The following is a 24,996-nucleotide window of genomic DNA, read 5'->3' as shown; positions in this document are numbered from 1 at the left end:
CGCCAAGGGTTTATTGTAGTGATTCGGGATAGCTTTCTTCCAGATGGGCCAAATGGTTGGATCAATCAGATGGGTTGGAACATGAGATATCTCTCAGGATGGGGCGACGACGGCTGTTATGAAAATTGTTGATGGGGATGTTCGCGGAAAAGATGCAGCACGCGGAAGGCGGGTGCTGAAGAAACTGCGGACTGCGCTGGCAGGAGCCGGCTCGACCCTTTCATTCCTTGGTGCGACATGCATCGCTGCCCATGCCAATGACCCGCTTGGCAAGATCAACACCCCGTTCGGCGTGGCATTCGGCACTTTTGAAGTCATCCAGTTTGCCATGTTTTTGGGCGCAATGGGCGCGGCCCTCTTGTCAGCCGGCTGGCTGATCCGCGAGCGCAGCCGTATCGCCAGTGAAAACCGGCAGTTGCGCGATAAAGTCGCCGATCTCAATGTTGCCGTTCAGCGCAGCGAAGCTCTGCTCAATCTCAAAGATCAACGGGTCGTTGTCTGGGAAGGCAATTCCACGACGCCCAATCTCGTCGGCAGTCTGCCGCAGGAAATAGGCATTCCGGAAGACCGCTCCCTGTTTCTTGCCTATGGGCGCTGGTTGCGGATCGATTCCGCGACCTTGCTTGATCGCTCCATCGAGGCTTTGCGTGGCAAGGCTCGTCCCTTCGACATTGTCGTTGAAACATCAAAGGGCACGCCGCTGGAAATTCAGGGTCGTACCTCCGGCAGCTATGCCATTGTTCGCTTTATCAGTCTCGGCGAAGCGCGCGCGACGCAGGCCTTGCTCAAAACGGAAAACTATCAGCTCAATGAAGCGCTGACGACCTTGCGCGGCTTGCTGGAACAGCTGGAAATGCCCGCGTGGAGCCGCGACAGGAGCGGCAAGCTTAATTGGGTTAATATGGCCTATGCCAAGGCCGTTGACGGCAATGATGTGAATATTGCCGTGGCGGAAGCCCGCGAACTTTTCGGCGTTCAGGCGCGCGAACGCATCGAGCGTGAGAAAGCTACGGCCCAAGCGTTCCGAGACGAGCTTTCCACGGTTGTGGGCGGCGATCGCCATGTGTTCCGGGTCACGGATGTGGCCAGCAGTGCGGGCTCCGCCGGTCTTGCCAATGATGTGAGCGATATTGAACTGGTGCGTGAGGAATTCAAACGCACGGTCCTTAATCATTCGGACACGCTGGATCAGTTGAATTCCGCTGTTGCGATGTTCGACGCGAACAGGAAGCTGCAATTCTTCAATCAGGCTTTTGCCAAGCTGTGGGGGTTGGAAACCGCATTGCTCGAAAGCCAGCCTGACAATGCCATGCTGCTGGACCGTTTCCGCAGCGATGGCACCTTGCCTGAGCAGCCGGATTGGCGCCGATGGAAGGAATCCATGCTTTCGGCCTATCATTCGGTCGAATCGCAGGAGCATTTATGGCATTTGACCGATGGCCGCACCTTGCGCGTCATTGTTAATCCGCAGCCAAAGGGCGGCGTGACCTGGGTCTTCGAGAACCTGACTGAAAAGCTTCAACTGGAAAGCCGGTACAATACGCTCATCAAGGTACAGGGCCAGACATTGGACCATCTGGCTGAAGGTGTGGCCGTGTTTGGTTCTGACGGCAAGATCAGGCTGTCCAACCCAGCCTTCGCCTCGCTCTGGTCGCTAAAAGCCGAGCAGATCGCCGAGGGCATGCATATTTCGGCTATTCGCCGCCTGTGCGAACCGGTCTCAAATGCAGGGCAGTGGGAGAATTTCGTAACCACTGTCACGGGCTTCGATGACAAGCGGGAATCCCTGTCAGGCCATATTGAGCTGACAACCGGCAAGATTCTCTACTTCGCTTCCGCGCCTTTGCCGAGCGGCCAAACCATGCTGACATTTGTCAATGTGACGGATTCCGTACAGGTCGAACGGGCTCTGAAAGAGAAGAATGAAGCACTGGAGCGCACGGACGAATTGAAGAATGATTTCGTTCAGCATGTGTCCTACGAGCTGCGCTCGCCGCTTACCAACATCATGGGCTTCACCGAACTGTTGCAGACGCCGATGACCGGACCGCTCAACGAGCGCCAGCGCGATTATCTTGATCATATCGGCACGTCCTCTTCGGTCCTGTTGACCATCGTCAACGATATTCTCGACCTTGCTACCGTTGACGCCGGAATTATGGAGCTTGATATCAGTGACGTTTCCGTTGCCGATGCCGTCGCGACAGCCTCTGAAAAAGTGGCTGAGCGATTGAAGGAGCACAATATCCTGCTCGACACACACATTGCCTCAGGCGCCGGTTCTTTCCGCGCCGATGCCAGCCGGGTCAAGCAGGTACTTTCCAATCTCCTGAGCAATGCCGTCAATTATGCGCCGGAAGGCAGCACGATTACTCTGACCTGCAGGCGCGAGCCGGGCGAGATGATTTTCAGTGTTCAGGACAATGGTCCCGGCATGCCTGACTATGTTCTCGACAGCATCTTCAAGCGCTTCCAGCCCTATCCCAATGGCGGGCGCAAGCGCGGCGCCGGTCTTGGTCTGTCTATCGTCAAGGGTTTTGTGGAGTTGCATGGCGGCAAGGTGGACATCAGCAGTGCCGCTGGCAGGGGAACGCTGGTCACTTGCCGCTTCCCGCTGGAAGCGCGCACTTTCAGCATTGCTGCCGAATAAGGCGCCCATGACGTCTTTGATTATCCAGCTTGCAACGGCAGAAGATACGGAACGGCTTGGCCAGGACTTGGCACTGGCGCTGGTCAAGGGCGACCTTGTTACCCTTTCCGGCGATCTCGGCGCAGGAAAGTCCACACTTGCTCGTGGGCTCATCCGCACCATCGCCGATGATGGTGCCTACGAAGTTCCAAGCCCTACCTTTACCATCGTGCAATCCTATCCTGAACTGCGTCTGCCGATCAGTCATGTGGATCTATACCGGCTCTCCTCCGGCGAAGAGATAGACGAGCTTGGACTTGATGAAGCGCTCGAAGATGGCGCGGTGCTGGTGGAATGGCCTGAACGGGCTGATGATGCTCTGGCAAAGCCGACCATCCGTATCAATCTTCTCAATGATGGCGATGGCCGCAAGGCGGAAATTGAAGGCGAGGCTGCCTCGCTTGCAAGATTACAACGATCCCTTTCAATCCGGACTTTTCTCGGTCGGGCGGGATATGCCACAGCTGATCGCCGCTACCTGCTCGGTGATGCTTCTGCACGCGGCTATGAAACGGTTGATACCGGCTGCGTGCGTCCGCTTATCCTGATGAACTCACCTTATAATCCCGGCGGGCCTGTCCTGCGTGACGGCAAAACCTATATGCAGATTGCTCACCTTTCCCAGTCTGTTACGGCTTTCGTCGCTATCAACCAACTTCTGCGGTCGAATGGTTTCTACGTTCCGCAAATCATGTCTGATGATCTTGATAATGGTTTCCTGCTGCTGGAAAACCTTGGAAGTGAAGGCATCCTTGATGCTGACGGAGCGCCGATTGTCGAACGCTACGAAGCCTCAGTGCGGCTGCTTGCGCGGATGCATGAGCGTTCGTGGGCGCGGGACATTGAAGTCGCCAAGGATCACTCCCATCATGTGCACGATTTTGACCGCGATGCCATGATGATTGAGGTTGAACTTTTGTCTGACTGGTATGTCAGGCGCATGTCTGGTAAGTCGCTGACGCCTGAACAGAAAGACGAATATGTGGGCGCCTGGGATATGGTATTTAGTCAGCTTATTAATTCTGAGAAGAGCCTCGTGCAGCGGGATTTTCACTCGCCCAATATCCTTTGGCGCAGTGAGGCAACAGGTATGGACCGCGTTGGGCTTATCGACTTTCAGGACGCTATGATCGGACCATCGGCCTATGATGTTGCATCACTGGTACTTGATGCGCGTGTCACAATTGACCCCGCCCTCCAGAAACATCTGCTTGACGCGTATATCGAAGAACGGCGGTCGCGCGACACAGCATTTAACGAAGCGGCCTTTCTGCAAGCATTTTCAATTATGGCAGCGCAGCGCAATGCCAAAATCCTTGGAATTTTTGTGCGGCTGGATGAACGCGACGGAAAACCCTATTATCTGAAACATCTTCCGCGCATTCAAACCTATCTTGCCAGCGCCCTTGTTCATCCGTCGCTGAAACCTGTACGTGAATGGTGCGAGAAGATGGGCATTCTTTCCCTGGAGCTGCAGTAAATGGCGATACCCGGTACGGCAATGATTTTGGCTGCGGGGCTGGGCAAGCGTATGCGCCCCATCACGGATACAATACCAAAGCCATTGGTAAAGGTAGCCGGCAAATCATTGATCGACTGGGGATTGGATTCACTTGCCGCAGCAGGGGTTGGGCGAACGGTTGTCAATGTCCATTATTTGGCCGATCAGGTGGAATCGCATCTCAAATTGCGGCGAACACCAGCCATTACTGTGTCGGACGAGCGAGCCGAATTGCTTGATTCTGCAGGAGGGATCATCAACGCTCTATCGCTGATTGGTTCGGAGGCGTTCTATATCCTCAATGCCGATACATTCTGGATCGAAGGATCTCGCCCTAACCTTGTTCGGCTTGCCGAAGCGTGGGATGCTTCGAAGATGGATATCCTTCTGATGATCGCGCGAATGGATCAGGCAACCGGCTACGAAGGGCACGGGGATTTCACCGTGGCTCCTGATGGAACATTGCAGCGGTTCCGCACCGATGATGCCTCACCCTATATCTATGCCGGCGCTGCGATCACCCACCCGCGATTGTTTGCCGGAAAGACCGCGGCTCGCTCCTCGCTCAACCGCTATTTTGACGAAGCCATCAGCGCCGGGCGGCTCTACGGGATGCCCATGCAGGGTCATTGGCTGACTGTCGGCACGCCCGAGGCGATCGGCGAGGCGGAAGCCGCGATTGCTGGTCTCGGGCAGGAGAGCCATGGTTGACCGCGACAACCCCCGCATTTTTTCAATAGCGCCCGGAGAACCGTTTCTTCCCGCTCTGGTTGATGCGATCCTTTCTGGCAACCTTATTTCAGGCTTTCCCGTCAACCCTGCTGATCCGCTGGCTCTGGCCCGGGCCACCATCTATGTGCCTACCCGCCGCGCCGCACGCACGCTGCGGTCATTGCTCGTTGAAAAGAGCCCGGTAAAGTCCGCCATTCTGCCGGTCATTCGTCCGCTCGGCGATGTGGATGAAGATGCGGCCATGTTTGATATGGGATCGGATGCATTTTTCGATCTGCTTCCACCGGTTGGTTCCGCCGAACGGCTCTTGCTGCTTGCACGGCTTGTTCGCCCGTGGCGCGAACGCTTGCCGGAGCATGTCCGTGCCTTGTTCGGCAATGAGGATATTGCCATCCCCGCGACAACAGCGGATGCGATCTGGCTGGCGCGCGATCTGGCTGGACTCATGGATCAGGTGGAGACTGAAGCCAGCGGTTGGAGCACGCTATCCAATATCGTCTCGGAGGAGCTGCCGAACTGGTGGCAGGTCACGCTGGATTTTCTGAATATCGTTACCAGCCTGTGGCCGGAAATTCTCAACGAACGGCACCGCTCCAATCCGGCTGCTCATCGCAACCGCCTGATTGAGCTGGAAGCGGAGCGGCTTGTGCGTAGCCCTCCGGATGGCCCGGTTATAGCGGCCGGTTCTACCGGTTCGATTCCCGCAACGGCGCATCTACTGGCGGCAATTGCAGCTTTGCCGCTGGGTGCCGTGGTCCTGCCGGGACTTGATCGCGATATGGATGAGGCAAGCTGGCAGGTATTGGCGAATACAGAAGACAACCCTTCCATATTCGGACATCCGCAATTCGGTCTGAAGAAACTTCTGGGTGAACTTGGTGTTCTTCGTCAGGATGTGGTTCGTCTTGGCGCAGTTGCGCCACAGAAGCGTGCGCGCGAGCACCTGCTCGCCGAAGCAATGCGCCCCGCCGAGACAAGCGAAGCGTGGAGCGCCATTAACAGGGAAAGCAGTCAATTCTCTGCCGCGGTCGCGCCGGTTGCCCTGATTGAAGCTGCCAATGAGCGCGAGGAAGCGCTCGCCGTTGCCATTGCCCTGCGCGATGCTATTGAGAAACCAGACAAGACAGCGGCGCTGATCACTGCCGATCGTGATCTCGCCCGGCGCGTTGCCAGCGAGCTTGCGCGCTTCAACATCGCCGCCGATGATTCTGGCGGCCATGCCCTGCGTGAGACGCAGCCTGCAACGCTTTTGCGGCTGACCTTGGAAACGGTCTTCAATCCCGGCGATCCTGTTGTGTTGCTCGCCCTGCTCAAGCATCCGCTCACCCGGCTTGGCATGGACCGTAACGCCGTGCGTCAGGCCGCCGAAACAATTGAATTGATCGCCCTGCGCGGCGGTACCGGACGCGCCACCTTGGCCGGACTCGCCGAATTCTTTGAACGGCGTCTTGCCGAAGGCAGCGATTCTCCGTTTGAACCTGTCTGGTTACGCCAGATCTCCGTGCAACGGATTGAAGCTACCCGCATTGTCTGTGCGGCGCTCGGGAAATGCATGAATGAGCTTGGCGCCTTCACGCAGATTGGTGAGCCGGTCGGCATAACCGATATCATCAAGGCGACCATTGCCAGTCTTGAAAATCTCGTTCGCGATGACAAGGGTGATATCGGCGGGCTTTATTCCGGTGCTGCGGGTGAACAATTCGCTGCTTTCCTGCGCAATCTCGTTTCTGCCGATTCCGGCCTCGATTTCCTGCCGGTTGAATGGCCGTCAATGATCGAAGCGCTGATGGCGGGTGAAGTGGTCAAGCCAAAGGCGGGTGCGCATCCCCGCCTGTTCATCTGGGGTGCGCTGGAAGCGCGTCTGCAGACGGTTGATACGGTTATTATTGGCGGATTGAATGAGGGTTCGTGGCCGGGCAAGACCCGCAATGATCCTTTCATGTCCCGGCCGATGAAATCCATCATCAATCTGGAGCCGCCGGAGCGGCGTACGGGCCTTGCGGCACATGACTTCCAGATGGCGCTTGGCATGGAGCGGGTGATCCTTAGCCGGGCACAGCGCTCAGCCAATGCGCCAACCGTTGCTTCGCGCTGGTTGCAACGGCTTGAAACGGTATTGGGGAAGAAAGCCAGCGATGAGCTGCGTGCGCGCGGTGCGCAATATCTGCATTGGGCGCGCGCGATTGATGATGCGCCGGATGAGGATTTTGTTAAACGCCCGGAGCCAAAGCCCCCGCTGGAAGCGAGACCCAGGCATTTTTCCGTCACCGAAATCGAGACGTTGCGGCGCGATCCCTATGCGATCTTTGCCCGGCGAATCCTGCGTCTGCGTCCCATTGAGCCACTGATCCGCGACCCTGACGCGGCAGAGCGCGGCTCACTGTTTCACAATATCCTGGCCCACTTCACCGAGCAGGGCATCAATCCTGCTCAGGCCGATGCGGCGGCGCGCCTCTCGCAGATCGGGCGCCGCTATTTCGATGACATAGCCCTTCCGGAAGAAATCGATGCGGTGTGGTGGCCGCGGTTCCTCAGCCTTGTGCCGGAGTTTCTGCAGTGGGAACGGGAACGCGCGCCGCTGCTTGCCGTACGCCACCCGGAAATTGCATCAAAGAAAATTCCAGTCGAAGCAACTGGTGTCACGCTATCAGGCCGCGCTGACCGTGTTGATCTGATGAGCGATGGAACTGTTGAAATCATCGACTACAAGACAGGCTCCACGCCATCACGTAAACAGGCCCATGTGTTGCTCTCCCCGCAACTGGCGTTGGAAGCAGCGCTTCTTGCGCGCGGTGCCTTTCATGAGGTCGGCAAGCGTCAAGCTTCGGATCTGCTCTATGTCCGCTTGCGTCCAAATGGCAGGGTTGATCCGGAATCGATCCTCAAAGTTGGAACGGCGGCAAACAAGAGCGAGAAAACAGCGCCTGAACTGGGTGAACTTTCCTGGCTGCGGCTGAATGAATTGCTTCTTGCCTACCAAGACCCGCATAAGGGCTATCTGTCGCGCGCATTGCCGTTCAAGGAAAGCGATCTGACCGGGGATTATGACCATCTCGCGCGCGTGCTGGAATGGTCGGCAGGCGGAGCCGATGACAGCGGGGAGGGCGGCGAATGAAAAAGCCGCTTAATATCCCGCATGAAACGATTACCGACCAGAACCGCGCCGCCAATCCTGTGGATTCCGTCTGGGTGTCAGCCAATGCAGGCTCCGGCAAAACCCACGTCCTTACGGAGCGCGTCATCCGCCTTCTGCTCGATGGTGCCGATCCATCCAAAATATTGTGCCTGACCTACACCAAGGCCGCAGCTGCCGTCATGCAGAATCGCGTTTTTGCCCGATTGTCAGACTGGGCGACGATGGACGAAGAGGCGCTTGAACAGACGATTGCGAAGATCGATGACAAGCGCCCAAGCCCGGCTCGCCTCGCACAGGCCCGGCGTCTGTTTGCCCGCGCACTGGAAACGCCGGGCGGATTGAAAATTCAGACCATTCACGCCTTTTGCGAAGCCATTCTGCATCAGTTTCCACTGGAAGCGAACATCGCCGGTCACTTCGAACTGATGGATGACATGATGCAGATGGCGCTGGTCGGTGAAGCCAGACGCCAGTTGCTGCAAACAGCGCGACTTGACGGCAATATCGAACTCGCAACCGCCTTTGCAGATGTTCTGGATGCGGCCGGAGAATTCGGTCTGCAGGAACTGCTCGATGAAGCGGTCAATAAGCGTTATGACCTCACCCAGTTTATTCGCGAAGTCGGCCATGATGCACTGCGACGGCCGCTGTTTTTCGCCCAGTTTGGTTTTAGCGGCGATGAGACCGAAACGGATATCCTTTCAACGCTGTGGCCCGTTCCAGAATTTCCGCAAGGGGTGCTTGAAGACATTATGGCGGTGCCGAAAGGCGCCTCGCGTGCGCAGGAATTTGCCCTTTTACTGCGTTTTGCCAAAGTAAATGAGCAGGTCGATCAACGCGAAGAGGTTCTGCGATCGGCTTTTCTGAAGGCTACGGGAGATCCCAAGAGCGGCAGTTATGTCGGATCGAAGGGCGTCACGGATCGCATTCCTGATTTTGTGGAGCGGTATGATCGGGCTGCGGACAGAGTTTTCAACGGTCTCGACCGCCTCAAGCAATTGCGGCAGATACGGCTCACCCTGTCGGCACTTGTCCTGATTGACGACTTGATCGGCCGTTATCAGCACATGAAGAGGGCGCGTGGTCTTCTCGATTTTGATGATCTGATTGTACGCACGGTGACATTGCTGGCGCGGCAGGATGCCGGGCCGTGGGTGCAGTACAAGCTCGACAAGGGCATTGATCATATTCTGGTCGATGAGGCGCAGGATACGAGCCCCAATCAGTGGCGGGTCATTCGCCTTTTGAGCGAAGAGTTCTTTTCCGGCAATACCGCGCGCAACATCCGCCGTACACTGTTTGCTGTCGGTGACGAAAAGCAGTCCATCTATTCCTTTCAGGGCGCTATCCCGGAGGATTTTGCCCGCCACGGCAAGACAACCGAGAAAAATGCCGATAATGCCAAATTGAGTTTCTCCAAGGTCAATCTCAATTTCTCATTCCGTTCCGTTCCAGATGTGCTTTCTGCGGTTGATGAGGTTTTCAAACGGCCCGAAGCCAATCGCGGCTTTGGCGTTGATCATGGTGCGACTGTTCATACGGCGATCCGCTCCAATGATCCCGGCGAAGTACAGATATGGGACATGCTCACGCCTGAGACCACGCAGCAGGAGGAAGATTGGCGAACGCCTGTCGATAGTCTTCCCGCACCGCCCGTTCGCCTTGCCGAACAGATTGCCAGGACGATTGATCTCTGGCTGAAGAATGGCGAAATCATTGAAGGCAAGAACCGGCGTTTGCAGGCACGGGACATCATGGTTCTGGTGCGCAAGCGCGACCAGTTCATGCCAGCCCTGTCGCGCGAGCTGAAGAAGCGTCAGGTACCGGTTGCCGGTGCTGACCGGTTGAAGCTGACAGACCATATTGCCGTCAAGGATTTGATGGCGCTCGGGCGGTTTATGCTGCTGCCATCGGACGATCTGTCTCTGGCCGCGCTTCTCAAAAGCCCTGTTTTCAAATGGGATGATGATCAGCTTTTCGATCTGGCCTATGGGCGCGCGGAGAATGAAACACTACATCAGCGTCTGACGATCCGGGCGAAGAGCGATCCAGCATTGGCCGCCGTTGCCAAACGCTTGCAGGAATGGCGGAACCGCGCCGATACGGTGCCGGTGTTCGAGTTCTATGCCGACATTCTTGGCAATGGCGGGGCGCGCCGCGACCTTCTCGCGCGGCTTGGCCACGAGGCTGGCGACGTTATCGATGAATTCCAGAACTATGCAATTGCGACCGAGAAAACCGGCCTGCCCGGACTTCAGGCATTTCTGGAAACGCTCGATGCGGCAACCCCGGAGATCAAGCGTGAGCTTGATCAGAGCCGGGATGAAGTGCGCATCATGACCGTTCACGCGGCGAAAGGTCTTGAAGCTGCGGTGGTGTTTCTGGTTGATTCCGGTAGTTCCGCCTCGTCAGGCGGGCGAACACCCAACCTTCTGTCTTTCCCGATGAAGGAAGAAGAGGGATGGGAGGGTAAGGGTTTCCTCTTCGTGCCATCGAAATCCTATGCAACAGCCTTTACTGGATCTATCGTGGAAAGCCTCAAGATCCGGTCGGAAGAGGAATATCGCCGTCTTCTCTATGTCGGGATGACCCGCGCGGAAGATCGCCTCATCGTCTGCGGTTATCGCGGTGCCAGACAATCTCCAGATACCTGGCACGGCCTTGTCGATGCGGCGTTGTCAGAACTGAGCGAACCATTTGAACATCCGGTGGGGGATATCGTTGCCAGACGCTATCGTAAGACAGCGCGCTCAAGCGTTCCGGTGGAGGAACCGGAGCCCCTCCCTTTAAGACCTGTTCTACCTTTCCCAAGTTCATACCGGTCGCCCATGGCGCGCGAAGCGGGGTTGCCACGTCCCCTCGCCCCCTCAGGCGTTTCACTTCTGATCGAGCCCGAGGAGGAGGAGCCGCTGGTCACTGGTTCGCCAGTTCTTGGCTCTGGTGGCACTGACCCGTCATTCGCGATCCGGCGGGGTACGGTCATTCACGCGCTGTTGCAAACCTTGCCCAATCTGCCAGTTGATCAAAGGCTGGTTGCCGCCGAACGCTATCTCTCCCGCGCTGCTTTCGACTGGAAGCCGGAAGAAATCGACAACGCCCTGCAATCGGCGTTCGGCGTTATGAATGATCCACGGTTTGCGCCCGTATTCGCGCCCGGTTCTCTGGCAGAAATCGCCATTATGGGAACCTTGCATTTGCGCGGCAAGGATCATGCGGTTTCAGGTGTTATCGACCGGCTCGCCGTGAGCGAAAGCCGAGTGCTGATTGTCGACTACAAGACCAATCGCCCCGCTCCGCGCACATTTGCGGACGTGCCTGACGCCTATGTGGCCCAGCTTGCACTCTACCGGCAGTTACTGGAGCCGCTTTATCCCGGAAAGAGTGTGGAAGCGGCCTTGCTGTTCACCGAAGGTCCCCATATCATCGATATACCAGTGAATGAGATGCAGGCCGCACTTGTCCGTCTCACCGCATCGTGAGATGAGCGAGCTTGACGCGGGTGGGTAGACTCACCACATGATGGGCAACATTCAATAACGTAATAAGGAAAAGCCGATGGCTACCGTCAAGATCGACACCAGCAATTTCCAGTCCGATGTGCTTCAGGCCGGTCAGCCTGTTGTTGTTGACTTCTGGGCCGAGTGGTGCGGCCCATGCAAGATGATCGCACCAGCCCTTGAAGAAATCGCTTCGGAGATGGAAGGCAAGGTCACGATCGCGAAAGTCAATATCGACGAGAATCCTGAACTTGCAGCCCAGTTTGGCGTGCGTTCCATTCCGACACTGCTCATGTTCAAGGACGGCGAACTGGCTGCCAATCTGGTTGGCGCTGCTCCCAAGAGCAAGCTCAGCGACTGGATTCGCAATTCAGCTGCATAAGCTGAAAGACGTTTGCTATTATCAAGCCCGGCCTTGTGCCGGGCTTTTTATTATTGCGGCGGTGTTCCGTTTTCTGACAGAACGTCACCAGCAAGATAGAGAGAGCCGCCGATAAGAATACGCGGAGCCGGTTCTGACTTGTCCCAACTGTCGCGCAATATTTTCAGGGCATTCTCGACGGAATGCACCGGTTCGGCAGAAAGCCCGGCTTCCGCTGCGGCAATCGCCAGCTCGTCATGGGGAATACCGGAATCGCTGGAACGGATCGGCACCGTATAGACGTGCCGTGCCATGCCGGTGAAAGCAGCGAAATAGCCAACCGGATCTTTCGTGTTGATCATGCCTGTTATCAAAAACAGCGGACGCGGGCTGCGATCTTCCAGCGAGGCGATGGCCTCGGCAATCACCATGCCTGCACCGGGGTTGTGACCGCCGTCGAGCCATATCTCGGAACCCGGCACTGCCAGCTCAATCAGCTTTCCCCTGACCAGGCGTTGCATGCGTGCTGGCCATTCGACCGTCGTCATGGCTGTTTCGATGGCATAATCGGGCAGGGTAAAGCCAGCCGTCTTGACCGCTTGAATGGCCGCAGCGGCATTGGACAGTTGGTGGCGGCCAAGCAGGGAGGGCAAGGGCAGGTCCAGCAGGCCGGTATTGTCCTGATAGATCATTCGCCCGCGTTCTTCGAAGGCCAAAAAGTCCTGCCCATAGACAGCGAAGGGGCAATCCCGGCGCTCGGCTGTTTCGATCAGCACAATGCGCGCGGCGTCCTCTTCCTGCGCTCCGATAACAACCGGGCATCCCGGTTTGATAATCCCGGCTTTTTCGGCGGCAATCAGTTCCACGCGATCGCCAAGATAGGGCTGATGATCAAGCGAGATCGGCATGATGACGCTGACTGCGGGTTCCGGGATGACATTGGTGGCATCGAAACGGCCGCCCAGACCGACCTCAAGGATCACCGCATCGGCGGGATGCTCGGAAAACAGCACGAACGTAACGGCCGTGAGTATCTCGAAGACGGTAATGGCTTGGCCCGCATTGGCTTCCTCGACCCGCATCAGTGCATCGGCAAACACAGCATCTTCAACCAGCTTGCCGCCACCCGGTGCGCCGAGCCTGTAGCGCTCGTGCCAATGAACAAGATGGGGTGAAGTGTGAACGTGAACAGTATAACCGGCGGCTTCCAGCAGAGCCCGCGAAAAGGCGACGCAGGAGCCTTTGCCATTGGTTCCCGCCACATGGATGACGGGAGGCAACTTCAGATGCGGATTGCCCAGCGTATCAAGCAAACGCGTGACACGCCCCAGCGATAGATCAAAACCCTTGGGATGCAGCCCGAGCAGCCGCGCAATGATCGCCTCAGCCTTGGATGACATGGACAAAACCAATGGCAAAAGCCTCCAGAACCATCAAATGAATCAAGCTTCGGCTTCAATCGTTGCCGGTAGTGCGGCACCATTTGGCTTGGCTACGGGAACTTCCGTGGCTTTTTCGCCCATAAGCATCTTCAGAAGGCGGGCAATGGTGGCTTTAAGTTCGGTGCGCGGCACAACCATATCGATCATTCCGTGTGCCTTCAGATATTCTGCGGTCTGGAAGCCCTCAGGCAGTTTTTCCCGGATGGTCTGTTCGATAACGCGTTGTCCGGCAAACCCGATCATCGCACCCGGCTCAGCAATGTGGATATCACCGAGCATGGCATAGGAAGCTGTAACGCCGCCGGTGGTCGGATTGGTCAGGACCACGATGTAGGGCAGGCCCGCTTCTTTCAGCATTTCCACAGCAACGGTCGTGCGCGGCAGCTGCATCAGCGAAAGAATGCCTTCCTGCATACGCGCTCCACCTGATGCGGCAAACAGCACCAGTGGCCGTTTTTGCGCAATTGCCGTTTCGAACGCCTTGATGATCGCTTCACCCGCCGCCATACCGAGAGAGCCGCCGATAAAGCTGAAATCCTGCACAGTCGCAACAATCGGCAAACCTTCGATCGTGCCGAGTGCGTTGATGATTGTATCTTCCACGCCTGATTTGGCGCGATGTTCCTTCAGGCGATCAATATAGCGCTTTTCATCACGGAACTTCAGCGGATCGGTTGCTACCTTCGGCTGTTCCAGCAATTCGTAGGCACCGTCATCCATGAAGTACCGCAGACGGTCCTTGGCACGAATGCGCATGTGGTGACCGGACGATGGCACAACCCACTGGTTCTTTTCCAGATCGGTATGGAAGACCATTTCGCCAGAAACCGGATCCTTGATCCAGAGGTTTTCGGGCATTTCACGGCGACCAAGCATCGAATTGATCTTCGGCCGGACGTAATTTGTGATCCAGTTCATGATCGGTCCTGTTCTTTCGTCGATATTTTGATTTAGGGCTTCTATTCCGCCGCTGCAAGGCGCACGGCGCGCACGCCGCTGGAAAGTCCCTGCACCATCGTGGCGACGGCTTCTGCCGGATCGGCGACGAGCGAGCCATCCGGACGGATTGTATTGGCGACCGCATTGACGATTGCCGTGCCGACGACAACGCCGTCAGCCGCCATGCCAATGACCTTGGCCTGTTCGGCAGTCTTGACGCCGAAGCCGACAACGACAGGCAGATCCGTGTGTTCCTTGATGCGCTTGACGGCGTCCGCCACCTTGCTCGTATCGGGCAGGGCGGAACCGGTAATGCCGTTCATCGAGACGTAATAGACGAAGCCCGATGTGTTTTGCAGCACTTTAGGCAGACGCTTTTCATCTGTGGTTGGGGTGGCAAGGCGAATGAAATTGATACCCGCCTTGATGGCAGGAATGCAAAGTTCCGCATCCATCTCAGGTGGCAGGTCGACAATGATCAGGCCGTCAATGCCAGATGCTACCGCATCTTTAAGGAAGCGGTCGACGCCATAGATATAGATCGGATTGTAGTACCCCATGAGAACGATGGGTGTGGTATTGTCGCTCTCGCGGAAGCTTGCGGCCAGTGCCAGCGTCTTTGTCAGTGACATGCCCTTTTTCAGCGCACGCAGACCAGCGGCCTGAATGGCCGGACCATCGGCCATAGGGTCTGAGAAGGGAACGCCGAGTTCGATAATATCCGAACCGGAGCCGGGCAGCGCTTTCATGATCTTCAGCGAGGTGTCGTAATCCGGATCACCGCCCATGAAATAGGTCACGAGCGCCGGACGTCCCTCAGCCTTCAGCGCAGCAAATTTTCTGTCGATACGGCTCGCCATGCTTAAATCTCCATACCCATCAATTTGCCAACCGTATGCACGTCCTTGTCGCCACGACCTGACAGGTTGACGATCATGATTTTGTCCTGCGCCATGGTGGGCGCGATTTTCACAGCCTGAGCAATGGCATGAGCGGATTCAAGTGCCGGGATGATGCCTTCAACGCGCGTCGTCAGCTGGAACGCGTCGAGAGCTTCGTTATCGAGGATCGGCACATAGGAAACCCGGCCCGTGTCGCGCAGCCATGAATGCTCAGGGCCGACACCCGGATAATCCAAACCGGCGGACACAGAATGACCGTCGAGAATCTGGCCGTCTGCATTCTGCAAAAGATAAGTACGGTTGCCGTGGAGGACGCCCGGCCGTCCAGCACTCATCGAAGCGCAATGTTCTTCGCCATCAAGGCCACGGCCACCGGCTTCAACACCGATGATCTCGACGCTCTTGTCATCAAGGAAAGCATGGAACAGGCCAATGGCGTTTGAACCACCGCCGACGGCAGCGATAATCGTGTCGGGCAGGCGGCCTTCGCGCTCCAGTATTTGTTCGCGGGCTTCTTCACCGATCACCGACTGGAAATCGCGCACCAGTTCAGGATAGGGATGCGGACCTGCGGCAGTACCGATCAGGTAATAGGTGTCATCGACGTTTGACACCCAGTCGCGCAGGGCCTCGTTCATCGCATCTTTCAGCGTGCCATGACCTGACGCAACCGGCTTCACTTCCGCACCGAGCAATTTCATGCGGAAAACATTGGGTGCCTGCCGTTCAACATCTGTCGCACCCATATAGACAACGCAGGGAAGACCGAAGCGCGCCGAGACTGTTGCAGAGGCAACACCATGCTGGCCAGCGCCGGTTTCGGCAATGATCCGGGTCTTGCCCATGCGCTTGGCCAGCAGAATCTGACCGAGGCAATTGTTGATCTTGTGGCTGCCGGTGTGGTTGAGGTCTTCGCGCTTGAAGTAAATCTTTGCACCGCCATCAAGACCCTTGTCTTTGGCGAGCTGGCGGACATGCCTGGTCAGGCCTTCAGCATAATAGAGTTTTGAAGGGCGTCCGGCATAATTGGTCGACAGTTCACGCAGTTCAGCCTTGAAAGCCGGATCGTTCTTGGCGTCATCATAGGCTTGCTGCAATTCAAGGATCAGCGGCATCAGGGTTTCGGCGACAAAGCGCCCGCCGAAAATACCAAACATGCCCTCTTCGTCAGGGCCTGTCTTGAATGAATTGGGTTCAACCGCCTTGTCCACCATTCCGCTCCGTTTGTTCAGGCTGCGTCTGCGCTTTTGGCAGCGCGCACAGCCCGGAAAAATTCTCTGATCAGGCTAACATCTTTTACGCCGGGCGCGGACTCGACACCTGACGAAATATCGACACCGCGCGCATTCGTCGCTTCCAGCGCCTCGGCAACATTGCCAGCGTTGAGGCCCCCGGAAAGCATGTAATCAATGGAGGCGTCAAGGGCACCGAGGATCTGCCAATCGAAAGACACACCATTTCCGCCCGGAAGTTCCGATCCTTTGGGGGGCTTGGCATCGAACAGAAACCGGTCAGCTATACCGATATAGGAGGTAATCGCGTCAAGATCGCGGCGTTCGCGCAGGGCAAGTGCCCTGATGACAGGCAATCCGTAGCGTTGTTTTACCTCGGCAACCCGAGCGGGACTCTCATCGCCGTGCAGTTGCAGCATATCAGGCTTCATTCCGGCAACGATCATATCAAGCGTCGCGTCATCCGCATTCACGGTTACAGCAACCGCCTTGGCACGGCCTTGTGCTGCTTGGCGCAGGCGGCCGGCAGTCTGCGGATCAATATTGCGCGGGCTTTTGCCAAAGAAGATGAAACCGATATGCGACGCACCTTCATCAAGCGCTGCCGCAACCGCATCCTCGGTCTTCAAACCGCATATTTTGATATCAAGTCTCATAATCGGTGCCAGTGCCATGAAAACACGCAGGAGTCGAGTGTTTTGCTTGGTTTATGGTTGGTGGTGCAGGTTCGCGGTTCGTGGTTCGACAAGCTCACCATGAGGCCCTTCGACAAGCTCAGGATGAGGGGAGCTGAGTTCTGCAACCTTTATGATCTGCAATCTCTGCGATTATCGTTGCATCCTCGCTCTCCCTCATGGTGAGCTTGTCGAACCACGCACCACCGCTTTGCAAAGTGCTATTCACGACCGCAGCTCTAAAGATGGTGGTCATAACCCGCTTTGACAAGAAAATCGAAGGCATCTGCGACAGGCGCAGGGATTGATTGCGGAATCTGAAAGCCTTTGGCCGGATAATCGATCATACGTTTGACGTCACCGACCATTTCATGGATCAGCTTGTCGCGCGGGTAGGCAGGAATTGGCTGCTGCTCGAAATTGATGAGTGGCGCGGTGATATCTGCATGAACTTCCGGCCACTGCGCTCTTACGGTCGCAAATGCCCGGCGCTGCGTCTGCGGCTTGGTCACAAAGATGATCCGCTTCATGGCATCGCCTGCCATCGACCGGGCAAACCGGATATTCTCGCCAATATTGGTGGCGTTTGGTTCAATGATGATGGCTTCGGCAGGAACGCCAGCATCTCTGGCGCGCTCGGCAAAGGCTTCCGCCTCTGACGTTTTGTAAAGATGATCGGTCCAATTGCCAGCCTTGCCGGTGAACAGGATTTTCGGTGCCAATCCCTGATGAAACAATTCAGCGCAACGATCTGCAACGCGCAGGTCATAGCTGCCCAATCCTATAAGGAGATCAGCCTTTTCAAGCGGGTCATAGATGAGATGAAAATCCCACAGCGTGCGGGCAGCTGCTTCTACAGCTGGCGTAAGGGACTCTGACATCAACTGAAATCAATCGCCTGCAAGGCACTGCCATTGCGTTTCAGCCAAGCCTTGCACCGTTCGGTATCGGGGCAGAGTTCGCCGCAGAGTTTCCAGAATTTTGGCCCGTGATTCATCTCTTTCAGGTGTGCCACTTCGTGGGCAACGAGATAATCGATGATCGGCGGCGGTGCCATCATGATGCGCCATGAAAAAGAGAGTGTTCCATCTGATGTGCAAGAGCCCCAGCGGCTCTTGGTATCTTTCAGCCGAATGACCTTGGCACGCCGCCCGACCGTTGCCGTATGCCGGGCCACAAGCATATCGAGATCGTGCCGCGCCTCGCGCTTGAGAAAATCGCCAACACGGCGGGCGAGATGTGGCCGGTCGCCATGCACGATCAATCTCGGGCCTTCTGCGCCGTTTTCCTGCTGGACAGTCCCGCGCTTGCCGGGTTCATGCACGATAAGATGAGGGACACCGCGGATCGGGATTTTGACACCGGGGCGCACTTTCGGCTGATCCGGCATTTTGGCAATGCGGGTTTCGATCCAGCCCTCATGCCGCGCCAGAAACTTTTCAACCTCGCGCACAGGCATTCCCGGTGGCACGGTAATTCGCAAGCCCTTGCCGCCCGCATCGATGCGCAGGGTTAGCCGCGTTGCCCGGGGATTCTCCATCACACGCAAGGGCAGAATACGACCGGCAACCTCGTAGCTCCGCTCGACTTTCAGCGTCGCGGATTTTTTCGGCGGGCTTTTGAACAGAGACAGGATCATGTGCAGGACTTTAATTGATTCGGGTGAAAGCCGTGAGACAAAACAGAGGCGGCGCCGGAAGGCTCCGACGCCGCTTTAGTGTCAGGTTGCGGGCAGCACCGGAGGAAACCGCCCGCAGAGTGGTTATTCCTCTTCGGCGTCGGTAACGCCTGGAACCGATTTGCGCGATGACGGCTTTTTCGGCGCGGCATTGCGCTCGGCCATGAAGCGATCAAACTCTTCCCGGTCCTTGGCACGGCGCAGTTCGCTCGCATAGTCTTCGAACTCGGCACGCATTTCCTCAAGCTTGCGACGCTCTTCAGCGAGGCGCTCAAGTTCTTTCTCACGCCATTCGTCAAAGGCAACATTGCCTGTGCCAAAGGAACCACGTCCGAAAGATGGACCATTGCCGCGGCGGAACGCGCCACAGAAGCCATCGGTGGCGCGATTAATGTCGCGCTTGAAACCATCCAGCCGGTTACCCCAAAGGATATAAGCGAGCATGGCGAAACCAAGCGGCCAGAACAGCATGAAACCAATAATCATCAGGGCGATGGTTGCAGGGGTCCAGCCTGGCCGGATCAAAGCAGCAGTGTTCATAAAACCTCTTCCTTCTCACGAAAGCCCGACCCCGATTGGTCGATTGAATACGACATGGGAGACAGATTGCGGCTTTTCAAGAAATCGTGAGCGGGAATGCGATAAGGGTTTGAAATCAGATATGTTTCTTTGCGTGATCGAAGGCAACGACAAGCAGGCCGGCAACCAGCGCCCAGAAGGCCGCGCCAATTCCGGCAATCGAAATGCCCGATGCGGTCACCGCAAAGGTCACAACGGCGGCAAGCCGCTCCGTCTCATTCTTGAGGGCAATGGTCAACGCATTGGCAAAGGCGCCGATAAGGGCAAGTCCGGCAACGAGTGCAATCAATGGAGCGGGCAGGACTGCAAAGAGCGCCACCAGTGAAGCGCCGAAAATTGCCAGTATCAGATATGAGAGTGCGTAGAACGGTCCCGTCAACCAGCGTTGCGCCGGGTCTGGATGGGCGTCGGGTCCCGTGCAGATTGCCGCCGAAATCGCCGCCATGTTGCTGGTATGCGCACCGAAAGGCGCGGTTAGCAGCGAGATGAATCCTGTAACCTGCAATGCCGCTGATGTTGGCGGTTCGTAACCGGCAGCACGCAGAACTGCGAAGCCCGGCAAATTCTGCGATGCCATTGTGACAAGGTAGAGGGGAAGGGCAATACCGATAATCGCTCTGGTATCGAACACCGGCATGATGAGCGTGAGAGTAGAAAGACCGATATCCGGCACATTGGCGACACGGCCGCTTGCAAAAGCAAACAGAATTCCGCCGAAAAGCACCGCGAGCACAGCCATGGCGGGGCTGAACAGGCGGATGACGAAGAAGAGCAATATCAGCGGTAATACAAACAGCGGATCGACAGGAATGGTTCGCGCTGCGCCGGTAAGGAACGCGAAGAGAACGCCAGCAAGCATGCCCGAAGCAATCGATGCGGGGATTTTGGAGACGAGACCCGAGACCGGCTTGACCAATCCTGTGATGATGATGGCGATCGCCGTGACAATGAAGGCGCCAACGCCCTGTTGCATGGTAAAGCCGGTGCTTGCCCCGATCAGCGCCAGACCCGGTGTCGACCACGCGGTGATAATGGGCATTTTATAGCGCCAGCTCAGATAACCAGTGCCGGCAAACATGGCGAGACAGAGCGCCGTAACCCAGCTTGCTGTCTCTGCCTGTGTTGCCCCAAGCGCGTTTGCAGCCGCGATGATCAGCGCGAGCGTTCCGCCAAAGCCAACGATGGCAGCAACGACAGCAGAAGCAATCACGGAGGAGCGCATGGGTGAAACCTGTTTCGGAAGAAACTTAACGGAGCGGTGGGCGGGGTTTTGAGTGTTCGACCATGGATGCCACGGTGCGGGTGAGAAGCTCGAGATCCTGCGGACGTGACAGACGATGATCGCCATCGCGCACCAGCGTAATCGTCACATCGTCAACCGGCAAGTGATCAAGCAGTCTCAGAGCGTGTGTATAGGGAACATCCTTGTCTTCCATGCCCTGCAGGATATGAACAGGGCAATCGGTCTGGATAACACCTTTGAGAACCTGATTGGCCTTGCCGTCGTCAAGCAGGGCTTTGGTATAGATATAGGGCTCATGCGAATATTCGGATGGCTCTTCCATATAGCCCCGCTCGGTAAGCTGACGACGCTGATCCTGCGTCAGGCCCGGCTCGACCAGTTCAGACGTGAAGTCGGGGGCAGGTGCAATCAGAACCAGTCCGGCGATACGGTCACGCTCGCCAGCCTTTTGTAGTTCCTCGATCATACGCAGGGCGATCCATCCACCCATGGACGAACCGACAAGGATTTGCGGGCCTGATGAAAACTGCCTGAACACAGCAAGGCTCTGTTCAAGCCAGAGCGATATCGTTCCGTCACGAAATTCTCCTCCCGACTCGCCATGGGCGGAATAGTCATGGCGCAGGAATGCATGGTTATTGGCCTCAGCCCATTGATCCAGCCACTCCGCCTTGCTGCCGCGCATGTCGGAACGGTATCCGCCCAGCCAGACAATGCCCGGCTGACGTCCCTCGCGGTGGCGCAGGGCTATCCTGATTTCATTGACCGTAAGGAATTCCGGCTGATGAGCCGCCATCTGTGAGTCTCCTCGGTGAGCCGCGTGCTTTTGCCATGCAATGGCGGATCAATAAAGCTGTCAAACAGCAATCTTCATTGTATAGAATGTGGATATTCCTATATCTGAACCGGATGATTTATCCGTGAAAAGATGTTAATGAGCTAAGCCCCGCAGACAAAGCATTGCAGGCGAGGCCCGACGGTGCTATTTGCGGGACCGAAATAATTCAAGGAGACTACTGCCATTCGCCGACCCTTTAGAGCACAGGTGGTCCAGAAAGATGGACCTCGTTCAAACCGTGATATCCGGGTACCCCAGGTACAGCTCATTGATGCCGAAGGTGAAAACCACGGTATCGTTACCATTCAGGCCGCGCTGGCTATGGCCGATGAGGCCGGACTCGATCTCGTCGAGATCGTGCCCAATGCCGAGCCGCCGGTGTGCAAGATTGTTGACCTTGGGAAACTGAAGTACCAGGGACAGAAGAAGGCTGCCGAGGCGCGCAAGAAGCAGAAGACGGTCGAAATCAAGGAAATCAAGATGCGACCGAACATCGACACACATGACTATGATGTGAAGATGAAGGCTATCAAGCGCTTCTTTGAGGAAGGTGACAAGGTCAAGGTAACACTGCGGTTCCGTGGTCGTGAAATGGCCCACCAGGAACTCGGAATGCGACTGCTCGACCGGGTCAAGGAAGATACGGTTGAGATTTCCAAGGTCGAGGCTGAGCCACGGCTTGAAGGCCGTCAGATGATGATGGTTCTGGCGCCGCGCTAAAACTGAACATACTTTTTGACAAGAGCCGCCTTCGGGCGGCTTTTGTCTTGAACGAACTGGATTCCAAGGGCTGACATGACGCTCACATCTCCAAAAGACATGGCCCGTTTTCAACGCCGCCGCCGCTTGGCGCTGGCAATCGTCATTCTGTTGATCCTCGCAGCCCTTCTGACAGTTCGCTCCGCCTGGGCCGATGGCTGGACGCACGAATATATCGAGGATTTCGGCATTGGTGTGATCGTTCTGGCGATCCTCGGGCGCATGTGGTGCACGCTGTATATCGGTGGGCGCAAGAGTTCGGAGATCGTTCGTCTCGGGCCATACTCCATGAGCCGCAACCCGCTTTATGTATTCAGCACACTCGGTGCCTTTGGTATTGGCATGATGACCGGCAGCCTGACCGTGGCATTCATACTGGCTGCTCTTTGCTATATTGCCTTCCATTTCGTCATCGTCGCCGAGGAAGGTTATCTGGAGAGTGTTTTCGGTGAGACTTATCTTGCCTACAAGCGTGAAGTACCGCGTTTCTTCCCCAATATCAGACTGTACCGGGAAGCCGAGGTTTTGACCGTAAAGTCCTCCATGCTCTACAAGACATTGGCCGATGGACTGGTTTTTTTCATTTCCTATCCATTGCTCGAGTTCGTCGAATATCTGCAATCAACCAATATCGTGCCTGTTCTCTTCCGATTGTATTGAATTTTTCAGACGTCTCTGATGATTCAACAGTTGCGCTTTTTCCGGCTTCTGGGTATAAGGCCGCGTTCAAACCGCCCGGCAGGGCATGCCGTGGCGGTTTTGCATGCTTTCAGACTTTGGTCGGTCTGAAGTGAAATCAGAAGGGTCCGGCTCCATTGGAGTGACAGGGAACCCTAGAAATAGGAGTAGCAAAATGCCCAAAATGAAGACCAAATCGGCTGCCAAGAAACGGTTCAAAATCACCGGAACTGGCAAAATCAAAGCCGCCGCCGCTGGCAAACGCCATGGCATGATCAAACGTTCGAACAAATTCATTCGTGACGCACGTGGCACAATGGTACTCGCCGATGCCGATGCGAAAATCGTGAAGAAGTTCTTGCCCAACGGCCTTTAAGCCGACAGCGACGTTTAAGGAGATCATATCATGGCACGTGTAAAACGGGGCGTTACGTCCCACGCCAAGCATAAAAAAGTTCTGAAGCAGGCTGAGGGTTTCCGCGGCCGCCGCAAGAATACCATCAAGACTGCAAAAGCTGCCGTCGATCGTTCAAAGCAGTACGCTTACCGCGACCGCAAGAACAAGAAGCGTACATTCCGCGCTCTGTGGACCCAGCGTATCAACGCTGCTGTTCGTGAGCATGGCCTGACATACAGCCGTTTCATCGACGGTCTGAGCAAGTCCGGTATCGAGGTTGACCGCAAGGTTCTGTCGGATCTCGCGATCCACGAGCCAGCAGCATTCGGCGCACTCGTGGCTTCTGCCAAGAAGGCACTCGAATACCTCAAGAACACCACACCGAATGCTTTTGAAGGCGCTGTCCACTAAGCCAGCCGCCGCTCCCAAAGCACATTCGGAATATAGACTTGGGAAACCCGCGCTGGCTCGGCTGGCGCGGGTTTTTCAATTTTCTGCATTGAATTGATCGCATAATCGCTCAAGACGCGAAACAGGTGAGAAGCATGGACGATCTGGTACAACTGGAAAGCGCGCTGGTCGCGCAGATTGAGGCAGCCAATGACGAAGCGGCCATCGAGGCCGTCCGTGTCGCCGCGCTTGGCAAGAAAGGCTCGATTTCGGAAAAGCTGAAATCGCTGGGCTCCATGTCGCCGGAAGAACGGCAGACGCAGGGACCGGCCATCAACGGTTTGAAGAACCGTGTCACCGAGGCTCTCGCCAGCCGCAAGGGCACCCTGAAAGACGCTGCGATTACCGAACGCCTTGAAAAAGAAAAGCTGGATGTCACCCTGCCCGTGCGCACAGCACCGGCCGAGCGCGGGCGCATTCATCCGATCAGTCAGGTCGTTGATGAAATCACGGCGATCTTCGCGGATATGGGTTTTTCAATTGCTGAAGGCCCTGATGTCGAGACCGACTATTATAATTTCACCGCGCTGAATTTCCCGGAAGGGCATCCGGCACGGGAGATGCACGATACGTTTTTCTTCAACCCGGACGAAAATGGCGAGCGCAAGCTTTTGCGCACCCATACAAGCCCCGTGCAGATCCGCACCATGGAAAAGCAGAAGCCGCCGATTCGCATTGTCATTCCCGGCAAGACGTATCGTATGGATTCAGATGCAACGCACTCACCGATGTTCCATCAGGTGGAGGGGCTTGTCATCGACAAGACGGCCAATGTCGCCAACATGAAGTGGGTTCTGGAGGAGTTCTGCAAATCCTTCTTCGAGGTTCCCTCACTGCAGATGCGCTTCCGCCCATCCTTCTTCCCGTTCACCGAGCCATCGCTGGAAGTCGATATCCAGTGCGACCGCTCCGGCAATGAAGTGAAGTTTGGTCAGGGCACCGACTGGATGGAAATCCTGGGTTGCGGCATGGTGCATCCGAATGTCCTGCGTCACGCCGGGCTTGATCCTGATGAGTATCAGGGCTTTGCCTGGGGCATGGGCATTGATCGCATCGCCATGCTCAAATATGGCATGCCGGATCTGCGTGACTTCTTCGACGCCGATGTTCGCTGGCTGCAGCATTACGGCTTCCGCCCGCTCGACATGCCGACATTGTTCGGTGGCCTGAGCGCGTGACCGCGCTTCCAGGCAATGCTGACGGGTTTCGCCTGACATGGAACTTTTATGCGAGCGGTTTCGCCTTGTCGAAATCCTCAGACGCTGAAAT

The 24,996-nt window shown here is 56.4% G+C and carries 21 protein-coding genes; 11 read left to right on the top strand and 10 right to left on the bottom strand.

The annotated features are described in order from the left end of the window. Positions 1 to 118: 118 nt before the first annotated feature. The 6 genes from AB4Y96_RS16590 (at position 119) to trxA (ending at position 11,937) form a co-directional block, all read left to right on the top strand. Positions 119 to 2,650 carry an ATP-binding protein gene (locus AB4Y96_RS16590; protein ID WP_441918530.1) on the top strand — a complete coding sequence of 844 codons (2,532 nt, stop codon included), beginning with the start codon at positions 119 to 121 and terminating at the stop codon, positions 2,648 to 2,650. A 7-nt stretch (positions 2,651 to 2,657) separates the two neighbouring features. After that, entirely contained in the window at positions 2,658 to 4,169 is a 1,512-nt protein-coding gene (tsaE, locus tag AB4Y96_RS16585) for a tRNA (adenosine(37)-N6)-threonylcarbamoyltransferase complex ATPase subunit type 1 TsaE (RefSeq protein WP_441918529.1), read from the top strand. After that, positions 4,170 to 4,901 (top strand): nucleotidyltransferase family protein, encoded by a 732-nt coding sequence (locus tag AB4Y96_RS16580; RefSeq protein ID WP_441918528.1) that lies wholly within the window; start codon positions 4,170 to 4,172, stop codon positions 4,899 to 4,901. Beyond that, positions 4,894 to 8,037, top strand: coding sequence for a double-strand break repair protein AddB (gene addB / locus AB4Y96_RS16575; RefSeq protein ID WP_441918527.1), 3,144 nt, complete (start codon positions 4,894 to 4,896; stop codon positions 8,035 to 8,037). The genes AB4Y96_RS16580 and addB overlap by 8 nt, the downstream gene beginning before the upstream one ends. Next, positions 8,034 to 11,537: a double-strand break repair helicase AddA gene (gene addA / locus AB4Y96_RS16570; protein WP_441918526.1), complete on the top strand. Its 3,504-nt coding sequence runs from the start codon at positions 8,034 to 8,036 to the stop codon at positions 11,535 to 11,537. Before addB ends, addA begins: the two co-directional genes overlap by 4 nt. 76 nt (positions 11,538 to 11,613) lie before the next feature. Further along, complete coding sequence (gene trxA, locus AB4Y96_RS16565) at positions 11,614 to 11,937, top strand: thioredoxin (protein ID WP_091879310.1); 324 nt, start codon at positions 11,614 to 11,616, stop codon at positions 11,935 to 11,937. Between the two features lie 50 nt (positions 11,938 to 11,987). Here trxA and AB4Y96_RS16560 read toward each other — a convergent pair whose 3' ends face one another. The 10 genes from AB4Y96_RS16560 to AB4Y96_RS16515 form a co-directional block, all read right to left on the bottom strand. Beyond that, positions 11,988 to 13,316: a bifunctional folylpolyglutamate synthase/dihydrofolate synthase gene (locus tag AB4Y96_RS16560; RefSeq protein WP_441918525.1), complete on the bottom strand. Its 1,329-nt coding sequence runs from the start codon at positions 13,314 to 13,316 to the stop codon at positions 11,988 to 11,990. A gap of 42 nt (positions 13,317 to 13,358) precedes the next feature. Further along, positions 13,359 to 14,276 (bottom strand): acetyl-CoA carboxylase, carboxyltransferase subunit beta, encoded by a 918-nt coding sequence (accD, locus tag AB4Y96_RS16555; protein ID WP_441918524.1) that lies wholly within the window; start codon positions 14,274 to 14,276, stop codon positions 13,359 to 13,361. A gap of 41 nt (positions 14,277 to 14,317) precedes the next feature. After that, positions 14,318 to 15,157: a tryptophan synthase subunit alpha gene (gene trpA, locus AB4Y96_RS16550; protein ID WP_091879305.1), complete on the bottom strand. Its 840-nt coding sequence runs from the start codon at positions 15,155 to 15,157 to the stop codon at positions 14,318 to 14,320. A gap of 2 nt (positions 15,158 to 15,159) precedes the next feature. Next, positions 15,160 to 16,410 (bottom strand): tryptophan synthase subunit beta, encoded by a 1,251-nt coding sequence (gene trpB, locus AB4Y96_RS16545; protein WP_091880190.1) that lies wholly within the window; start codon positions 16,408 to 16,410, stop codon positions 15,160 to 15,162. A gap of 17 nt (positions 16,411 to 16,427) precedes the next feature. Continuing rightward, positions 16,428 to 17,087, bottom strand: a complete 660-nt coding sequence (locus tag AB4Y96_RS16540) for a phosphoribosylanthranilate isomerase (RefSeq protein ID WP_441918523.1) — start codon at positions 17,085 to 17,087, stop codon at positions 16,428 to 16,430. Between the two features lie 257 nt (positions 17,088 to 17,344). Then, positions 17,345 to 17,986 carry a YdcF family protein gene (locus AB4Y96_RS16535; RefSeq protein ID WP_441918522.1) on the bottom strand — a complete coding sequence of 214 codons (642 nt, stop codon included), beginning with the start codon at positions 17,984 to 17,986 and terminating at the stop codon, positions 17,345 to 17,347. Further along, the gene (locus tag AB4Y96_RS16530; protein WP_091879304.1) at positions 17,986 to 18,744 is read right to left on the bottom strand and encodes a M48 family metallopeptidase; all 759 of its coding nucleotides are present in this window, start codon (positions 18,742 to 18,744) and stop codon (positions 17,986 to 17,988) included. The genes AB4Y96_RS16535 and AB4Y96_RS16530 overlap by 1 nt, the downstream gene beginning before the upstream one ends. 123 nt (positions 18,745 to 18,867) lie before the next feature. Beyond that, positions 18,868 to 19,323, bottom strand: a complete 456-nt coding sequence (locus tag AB4Y96_RS16525; RefSeq protein WP_441918521.1) for a DUF2852 domain-containing protein — start codon at positions 19,321 to 19,323, stop codon at positions 18,868 to 18,870. 115 nt (positions 19,324 to 19,438) lie between these two features. Continuing rightward, positions 19,439 to 20,584: a benzoate/H(+) symporter BenE family transporter gene (locus AB4Y96_RS16520; RefSeq protein ID WP_441918520.1), complete on the bottom strand. Its 1,146-nt coding sequence runs from the start codon at positions 20,582 to 20,584 to the stop codon at positions 19,439 to 19,441. Between the two features lie 25 nt (positions 20,585 to 20,609). Continuing rightward, on the bottom strand, positions 20,610 to 21,401 hold the full coding sequence (locus AB4Y96_RS16515) for an alpha/beta hydrolase (protein ID WP_091879299.1): 792 nt from the start codon (positions 21,399 to 21,401) through the stop codon (positions 20,610 to 20,612). A gap of 225 nt (positions 21,402 to 21,626) precedes the next feature. Between AB4Y96_RS16515 and infC the strand changes: the two genes are divergently transcribed. The 5 genes from infC (at position 21,627) to pheS (ending at position 24,905) form a co-directional block, all read left to right on the top strand. Further along, entirely contained in the window at positions 21,627 to 22,163 is a 537-nt protein-coding gene (gene infC / locus AB4Y96_RS16510) for a translation initiation factor IF-3 (RefSeq protein ID WP_091879298.1), read from the top strand. A gap of 75 nt (positions 22,164 to 22,238) precedes the next feature. Continuing rightward, positions 22,239 to 22,862 carry a methyltransferase family protein gene (locus AB4Y96_RS16505; protein WP_091879296.1) on the top strand — a complete coding sequence of 208 codons (624 nt, stop codon included), beginning with the start codon at positions 22,239 to 22,241 and terminating at the stop codon, positions 22,860 to 22,862. Positions 22,863 to 23,055: 193 nt separating this feature from the next. Beyond that, positions 23,056 to 23,256 (top strand): 50S ribosomal protein L35, encoded by a 201-nt coding sequence (gene rpmI, locus AB4Y96_RS16500; RefSeq protein ID WP_008127399.1) that lies wholly within the window; start codon positions 23,056 to 23,058, stop codon positions 23,254 to 23,256. A 30-nt stretch (positions 23,257 to 23,286) separates the two neighbouring features. Further along, positions 23,287 to 23,688: a 50S ribosomal protein L20 gene (gene rplT, locus AB4Y96_RS16495; protein WP_091879294.1), complete on the top strand. Its 402-nt coding sequence runs from the start codon at positions 23,287 to 23,289 to the stop codon at positions 23,686 to 23,688. A 134-nt stretch (positions 23,689 to 23,822) separates the two neighbouring features. Then, positions 23,823 to 24,905: a phenylalanine--tRNA ligase subunit alpha gene (gene pheS / locus AB4Y96_RS16490; RefSeq protein ID WP_091879293.1), complete on the top strand. Its 1,083-nt coding sequence runs from the start codon at positions 23,823 to 23,825 to the stop codon at positions 24,903 to 24,905. The last annotated feature ends 91 nt before the right edge of the window (positions 24,906 to 24,996 follow it).

It is taken from the genome of Phyllobacterium sp. TAF24, assembly GCF_052113785.1.
In the GTDB taxonomy this organism is placed as follows: Bacteria; Pseudomonadota; Alphaproteobacteria; order Rhizobiales; family Rhizobiaceae; genus Phyllobacterium.
This window is presented reverse-complemented; position numbering and strand designations above follow the sequence as displayed.

What these genes read in the sequence shown, in the direction of transcription:
- AB4Y96_RS16590 (WP_441918530.1), top strand. Translation starts at nt 119, where the DNA reads ATGAAAATTGTTGATGGGGATGTTCGCGGAAAAGATGCAGCACGCGGA.
- tsaE (WP_441918529.1), top strand. Translation starts at nt 2,658, where the DNA reads ATGACGTCTTTGATTATCCAGCTTGCAACGGCAGAAGATACGGAACGG.
- AB4Y96_RS16580 (WP_441918528.1), top strand. Translation starts at nt 4,170, where the DNA reads ATGGCGATACCCGGTACGGCAATGATTTTGGCTGCGGGGCTGGGCAAG.
- addB (WP_441918527.1), top strand. Translation starts at nt 4,894, where the DNA reads ATGGTTGACCGCGACAACCCCCGCATTTTTTCAATAGCGCCCGGAGAA.
- addA (WP_441918526.1), top strand. Translation starts at nt 8,034, where the DNA reads ATGAAAAAGCCGCTTAATATCCCGCATGAAACGATTACCGACCAGAAC.
- trxA (WP_091879310.1), top strand. Translation starts at nt 11,614, where the DNA reads ATGGCTACCGTCAAGATCGACACCAGCAATTTCCAGTCCGATGTGCTT.
- AB4Y96_RS16560 (WP_441918525.1), bottom strand. Translation starts at nt 13,316, where the DNA reads ATGTCATCCAAGGCTGAGGCGATCATTGCGCGGCTGCTCGGGCTGCAT.
- accD (WP_441918524.1), bottom strand. Translation starts at nt 14,276, where the DNA reads ATGAACTGGATCACAAATTACGTCCGGCCGAAGATCAATTCGATGCTT.
- trpA (WP_091879305.1), bottom strand. Translation starts at nt 15,157, where the DNA reads ATGGCGAGCCGTATCGACAGAAAATTTGCTGCGCTGAAGGCTGAGGGA.
- AB4Y96_RS16540 (WP_441918523.1), bottom strand. Translation starts at nt 17,087, where the DNA reads ATGAGACTTGATATCAAAATATGCGGTTTGAAGACCGAGGATGCGGTT.
- AB4Y96_RS16535 (WP_441918522.1), bottom strand. Translation starts at nt 17,986, where the DNA reads ATGTCAGAGTCCCTTACGCCAGCTGTAGAAGCAGCTGCCCGCACGCTG.
- AB4Y96_RS16530 (WP_091879304.1), bottom strand. Translation starts at nt 18,744, where the DNA reads ATGATCCTGTCTCTGTTCAAAAGCCCGCCGAAAAAATCCGCGACGCTG.
- AB4Y96_RS16525 (WP_441918521.1), bottom strand. Translation starts at nt 19,323, where the DNA reads ATGAACACTGCTGCTTTGATCCGGCCAGGCTGGACCCCTGCAACCATC.
- AB4Y96_RS16520 (WP_441918520.1), bottom strand. Translation starts at nt 20,584, where the DNA reads ATGCGCTCCTCCGTGATTGCTTCTGCTGTCGTTGCTGCCATCGTTGGC.
- AB4Y96_RS16515 (WP_091879299.1), bottom strand. Translation starts at nt 21,401, where the DNA reads ATGGCGGCTCATCAGCCGGAATTCCTTACGGTCAATGAAATCAGGATA.
- AB4Y96_RS16505 (WP_091879296.1), top strand. Translation starts at nt 22,239, where the DNA reads ATGACGCTCACATCTCCAAAAGACATGGCCCGTTTTCAACGCCGCCGC.
- rpmI (WP_008127399.1), top strand. Translation starts at nt 23,056, where the DNA reads ATGCCCAAAATGAAGACCAAATCGGCTGCCAAGAAACGGTTCAAAATC.
- rplT (WP_091879294.1), top strand. Translation starts at nt 23,287, where the DNA reads ATGGCACGTGTAAAACGGGGCGTTACGTCCCACGCCAAGCATAAAAAA.
- pheS (WP_091879293.1), top strand. Translation starts at nt 23,823, where the DNA reads ATGGACGATCTGGTACAACTGGAAAGCGCGCTGGTCGCGCAGATTGAG.